The organism is Flavobacterium sp. AED (assembly GCF_000812945.1).
Classification (GTDB): domain Bacteria; phylum Bacteroidota; class Bacteroidia; order Flavobacteriales; family Flavobacteriaceae; genus Flavobacterium.
On sequence record NZ_JSYM01000008.1, the window covers coordinates 1 to 6,463 of the forward strand.

Sequence of the window (6,463 nt, forward strand, 5' to 3'; positions counted from 1 at the left end):
CTCAATACCGGACTCAATACCGGAGCAGTTTTATCTTGAATTTTTATTGTTTGAATTGCTTTAGAAAAATTACCACAAGCATCTGTAACGGTCCATGTTCTTGTAATTACTTTATTGCTTGTACATGGACTGGCTGGGGTTAAACAAATACTGTTAAAATCGATGCTTCCATTTACATTTGCTTGTTTTCTTGAATAAATAAACCAAGTACCATTCATTGGTCCAGTAAGATTTTCAAAACTTGATACATAAGAAGTTAACCCAGTGATTATGTTTGGTGAGGTAGTTCCACCGTTTGGAGTCATATTTTGATTTATTCCGTCTTGAATAAAATTAGCATTATTCCATTGAGTATAACCAGAGCTATTTGGATAAAATACAGGTAAATATAATTCTTGTGAACTCGATGTAGCATCATCACAATTTCCACCTGTACAATATGGACCAACTAATATCACTCCTTGTCCGCTAGGAGAAACTAAAGTGAATTCAGCTCTTCCTTTTCCTTGATTTGTTTCAAAGGATAAAGCGATTTTTTCAATATTACTTGCTGATAAATCATCAAATCCAGTAACAGTAAATGGGAAATAATTTCCAAGTCCAGCATTTATGGATCCGTTGTTTTCTGTAACTCCAAAACATTCTGTATCGATATAAGTTGTTTTTGGATTAGAATCGCATGTATCATTTATGTTAGTTACATTACCAGTTATAGTTGGGTTAGTATTAGCAATACAATTCTCACCACTATTTAGTGTAATGTTTGCTGGTGGTGTAAAAGTTGGTGCAGTATTGTCTTGAACTGTAATGGTTTGTGTTATTGTTGTACTATGATTATCACTTTCATCAGTTGCATCCCAAGTGATTGTTCTACTGTAAGCTCCTGAACAAGCGCCTGGAGTTGTTATATCAGATAGTATATTGACAGTAGCTGTTGAGCAATTATCAGTAGCTGTAGGAGTAGTGAATACTGGAGTTGCAGGACAATTGATCGTTGTGTTAGTACCAGTTGTAGTTATTGAAGGAGGTGTAATATCATCCACAATTCCAGTGATCGTACCAGAACAATTATCGGTAGTTGCAGGAACAGTAGCGGTAGCGGTACATTGTCCGATTACATTAGCCAAAACAGGCACTTCGGGTTTGGTGGTATCTGTAATGACAACATTTTGTGTAGCGGTAGAAAAATTTCCAACCGCATCAGTGAAGGTCCATGTAATAACATGAGTTCCCTGAGTAGAATAGGTTAAAGCATCTGATGTTGTCCCAGTGATTGTCCCAGAACAATTATCGGTAGTTGCAGGAACAGTAGCGGTAGCGGTACATTGTCCGATTACATTAGCCAAAACAGGCACTTAAAACAGGCACTACCGGTTTGGTGGTATCCTGAATTTTAATAGTTTGTGTAGCACTTCCAACGTTATTACAGGCATCAGTTACTCTGAAAGTTCTTGTAATGATTATTGGCATGGTTCCGCTTTGTGTATCTTGATAAGTAATACTTGAAATAGTTGAAGTATCAACATATGAACCTCCAATTGAATTAAAAGTAGAAGGAGAGATTGTTACTTGTGAGGTTGAGAAAGCCAATAAACCAGCACCAACCAAATATGATGCACTACATCCTTCAATTGTTGTATTTGTAGGAGCAGTTACAACTGGATTTATAGAATCCCCTCCATTAATCGTTACTGAAAGTTGTTTGGTACAACCATTACTATCAGTCACTGTTACTGTGTAAATACCTCCAGTAAGCCCGCTAATATTTTGAGTTGTAGCTCCATTACTCCATGAATAGGTATATCCAGGAGTTCCTCCAGTTGGATCATTTAAAATTATTGAGCCATTTGATCCTCCACCACAGCCAACATTGGTAGGTGTAGCACCATTTAGCATTAATTCAGTTGGATTAGCAACTGTTACTGTAAATGTATTGGTAAGACCCAGAGAGTCAGTCACTTTTAATTTAGCCACATATCCTAAAGCATTATAAGAGTATGTCCATGATGGATTAGGAAGTGAGGAATCAGTAAAAATTCCATCATTATTTAAATCCCAAGCATACGTGTATGCAGGAGTACCACCATTAGTAGTTGAAGTAAAATTGACTGTTATATTATTACTAACTTTACAGGCTTTGTATGAAAACTGAACTGCAAGAGGTTTTTTAATGGTAGTATTCCCAGGTAATTCACATTGAGATGAACTATAAGTACTGCAATTATAAGAGGATAATTGAGTTGAATTACCCCCAGTTTTCCAAACAACTAATATTTTTTTTAGTTCTAATTCTTGTCCACATGTCCATGTAAATGGTCCGTAAATTAATCTTTGCCCATTTCCAGGATTGATATCTCCTAAATAAGAATTAATTTGAATAGTCTGAGTAGAAGGGTTTCCCCCTGTACTATAAGAAGTAATAGCTATGTCTGCAAATAATCGACCATTATTAGGAGTATTATTTGCATTTGAAGTATAATTGAGCATTACATATAGTTGCTGTGAAGTTCCAACTGTACAAGTTGTGGTGTTCATTGGAACACCATTTACATCTGTAAGACTGAGGAATACATCTTTTAATGTAAAATTGTTAGAGGTACAATTAAAAGCATCCAGATAATAATTTGGTGCGGTACCACATAATCTTAAATCAGGATGATTAGTATCGAATTGGGAATATATATTACCAACAAACATAAATAAAGTTAGCAAAAGAAGGGTAATTTTTGTTTTCATACAATCAATTTTAATTAATTATTACTAAAGTTAATTTTGTGGTATTTGATATATAAAAAATAGACTTTTTTGTTAAAAAGAAAAAATAAAAACTTAAAGAATCGCTTAGTTTTAAAAACAATATATAAACACAGGTTTTCTTACAATATAAATGCATTAAACATTTTTTTAATTTTTTTTAATCAGTTTTAACTTGTAAATTATTAATTAACACTTTTTAATTAATAATTAAATAAATTTTAAATTATAAGTTTAAAATTTAAATTAATTCTAAATTTTTCATAGTTTATAGCTTTGTTCTTGATTTAAACTATTCTTTTTCCTTGATAACCTTTTATATCTTAACGTATTTAAAAACACATTTTTACGATATAAAATTAAAATTACAAAGAATTAGTAATATTGATTTTTTTTTTCTGTCAATAACCTAAATACTCGTTTAAATGTAGTTTTTTTAAGAAAAAATTAAATTTTCATATTAAAATTTTAACAATTGTTTTATTTTTTAAATAGCGAGAAACTTTAATAATGATAATAGTTTAACTTAAAAAAAGCTTCTGTTTAAAACGAATAAACCTCGAAAGTGAAACTTTCGAGGTTTATAATTATTAAATATGGATTTAAGTTGAAATCTGAAAATATACTTACAAGGCCGTAATAATAAATTCACTTCGTCTGTTCATTTGATGTTCTTCCTCGGTACATTTTACACCATCAGCACATTTATTTACGAGTTGTGTTTCACCGAATCCTTTTCCGGTTAATCTGCTTGAATCAACACCATTTTTGATTAACCAGTTTATGGTAGACTTAGCTCTTCTGTCAGATAAAGCTTCATTATATTTGAATGTTTGTCTGCTATCTGTATGGGATCTTATATCAAGTTTCATAGTTGGATTTTGATTTAAAACATCTAATATTTTTTCTAAATCCAAAGCGGCTTCAGTTCTAATATTAGATTTATCTAAATCAAAGTAAATCATTTTTATACCAAAACATTTACCTAAATCATCGCCAATGGTAACTTTACATTTTCCTTTTTCCAATGCTATTGGTAAGTATGTTTTTCCTTTATCGTTAGCAATAGTGATTTTTTGTTCTTTGGTGGTGTATTCTGGTTTTTCAGCTCTTACATTATAGGTTTTTCCACATTCAACAGTAAAAGAATAATTTCCTTTTGCATCAGAAGTAGTAGTGCTTACCAAATTAAATTGGCTGTCGTATAAGGTAACTTTCGCATCTGAAAGTAATTCTGCTGTAGTTAAATCAGTAATTTCACCATATAAAAGTTGCTCACAAGTAAGTCTTTTGGTTTCTAAGAATTTATAAATATCATCGTATCCTTGTCCACCATCTCTATTGGAGCTAAAAAAACCTCTTCTTGATTTTGTATCTATTAAATAAGCAAAATCATCTTTAGGCGAATTAACATTTTCTCCTACATTTTGCACTTCACTGAAACTTCCGTCAGTATTTATTTTGGATACAAAAACATCTAATCCTCCAAGACCGGGATGCCCGTCAGAGGCAAAATAAATTTCATTTTCATCATTTACAAAAGGGAAGGTTTCTCTTCCTTCCGTATTGATTTTATTTCCTAAGTTTTCTGGTGTTCCAAAAGTCCCATCATCATTTATTTTCACCTTGAATAAATCAGACTGCCCTAATGTTCCGGGCATATCTGAAGCAAAATATAATGTCTTCCCATCAGGGCTTAATGCTGGATGTGCTGTACTGTAATTATTACTGTCAAAAGACAGTTCAGTTACATTAGTCCATTTATCATTTTCTAAACTGGCTTTGTATATTTTTATTAAAGTAATTTTATTTCCATCTTTACCTTTTTTACCATCAAGATAATTGTTTCGTGTAAAATACATGGTTTTACCATCATTAGTAAATACAGGAGTAGATTCATGGAATTTAGAATTTATAGTCGCACCAAACTTTTTAGGTATACCTGGAGTCATGTTATCGCCTAAATCAGCAGAGTATAAATTAGTAAAATGCTGATCGGTCCAAGCATGTTTTCTTTGTCCTAAACTACCAGTATCTCTAGCTGAAGCAAATACTATTTTGTTTAAATATACTGTAGTTCCGTAATCAGAATATTTTGAATTGATACCTGCATCTTCCACTTGATATCTTCCAGAATTAGCTTTAATGGCTTCTAAATAATTGGTGTTTTGCTTGAAAAGTTTTCCTCTATTGTCGTTTCCTAATTTTTGATTGAATAATTCCAGCATTTCATTGGCTTTGTCATTTTGGCCAATAGATCTCAAAGATTGCGCATAACGATAGTAATATTCCGGTTCTAAATCATTGGTATTCATAGCAAATAATTCCCCATACCATTTAGCTGCTTTATCCAACTCGGCATTGAAGTAATAGGCATTTCCCAATTTTTTAAACAAATCAGTTGATTTATACCCTTTTTCAGCCACTCTCTCATAGGTTTTTATAGCATCTACATAGGCATAGTTGTCATACTTTTTATCAGCTGTAGCCAATTTTGCTTTTTGGGAATAAGTATTAAAAGAAAAAATACTTATTATTGTTATGTATAGGAGTATTTTATTTTTCATAATAATTATTTTTAGAAGAATCTTGGAGTTGTAATTTTGTTATTATTTTTGAATAATTCATAGCGCAAGAATATCTCATGTGACCCGGAATTATAATGTTTTAAATTGGTTGTTTCATGGTCATAACCATATCCTATATACATTCCATCCGAAACCTGAAATCCAGCCATGGCACTTATTGCGGCACTCCATCTGTAAGCTACTCCCACCACAAACTTGTTATTGAACATGAAATTTCCTGATACATCAACTTGAAGTGGAGCACCTCCTACGACTTTTGTCAATAATGCGGGTTTGAATTTTATGTAATCATTCATATCAAATACATAACCTGCAATTAAGTAATAATTAATTTTCTCTTTAAAAATAGCTACTTCATTATCATCATACCGATTGCTTTCTATGAAATTAGGTATTGAAAATCCTACATAAGCCTTGTCTGAATGTAAATAAACCCCTGCACCAATATTTGGTGTGAATTTATTATTGAAATCATGTATACTAGGGTCATTGTCAACAGGATTTAATCGGTTGACATCCAAATTAAAAAAATTAGCTGTTGCTTTGATTCCAAATGAAAGTTTAAAAGTTTCTGAAGTAGGAATAGTATATGATAAATCAGTTGAAATCGTATTCTCAGTTGTAGGACCAATTCTGTCATTTATAATGGATACTCCTAAACCTAAATTACTTCCATTTAGGGGCGTATTGATCGATACTGCATTAGTAACTGGAGCACCATCAAGTCCTACCCATTGTGTACGATGTAGCGCAAAAATACTCAGAGCACCTCTAGATCCTGCATAGGCAGGATTCATATTGATGGTGTTGTACATGTATTGAGTAAATTGAGCATCTTGTTGCGCAAAACTTACAAAGGCTGTAAAGATCAAAGCGAAAGAAAATATTTTTGTTTTCATAGTAGATACTTATTATTTTAAATTATCTATCAAATTTATTTTTGATTGTTTTGATAAAATTATTTAAGGTTTGTTATTCAAGAAAAAGGGCAATTTGTATTAATTATACCTGAGGACAAAATGCCCTCAGGTATTAAATTTAATTATTTAGTTAGATATAAATATCCGTCTTTTTTATTGGTTACAGATTTTCCATTACCATCAATAGAGGTATAGTTTAAG

3 protein-coding genes and 1 pseudogene are annotated in these 6,463 nt (G+C 31.7%); all 4 read right to left on the bottom strand.

Annotated features, from left to right (window positions below):
- Positions 1–1,346, bottom strand: a pseudogene (locus OA85_RS16845) (hypothetical protein); the annotation flags it as partial.
- Complete coding sequence (locus tag OA85_RS16850) at positions 1,339–2,736, bottom strand: hypothetical protein (protein ID WP_082014190.1); 1,398 nt, start codon at positions 2,734–2,736, stop codon at positions 1,339–1,341. The pseudogene OA85_RS16845 and the gene OA85_RS16850, both read right to left, overlap by 8 nt.
- Before the next feature lie 644 nt (positions 2,737–3,380).
- On the bottom strand, positions 3,381–5,321 hold the full coding sequence (locus tag OA85_RS16855; RefSeq protein ID WP_039111022.1) for an OmpA family protein: 1,941 nt from the start codon (positions 5,319–5,321) through the stop codon (positions 3,381–3,383).
- A gap of 11 nt (positions 5,322–5,332) precedes the next feature.
- Positions 5,333–6,241 (bottom strand): type IX secretion system membrane protein PorP/SprF, encoded by a 909-nt coding sequence (locus tag OA85_RS16860; RefSeq protein WP_039111023.1) that lies wholly within the window; start codon positions 6,239–6,241, stop codon positions 5,333–5,335.
- Positions 6,242–6,463: the final 222 nt, after the last annotated feature.

Coding starts and splice junctions, on each gene's coding strand:
- OA85_RS16850 (WP_082014190.1), bottom strand. CDS start 2,736: ATGAAAACAAAAATTACCCTTCTTTTGCTAACTTTATTTATGTTTGTT.
- OA85_RS16855 (WP_039111022.1), bottom strand. CDS start 5,321: ATGAAAAATAAAATACTCCTATACATAACAATAATAAGTATTTTTTCT.
- OA85_RS16860 (WP_039111023.1), bottom strand. CDS start 6,241: ATGAAAACAAAAATATTTTCTTTCGCTTTGATCTTTACAGCCTTTGTA.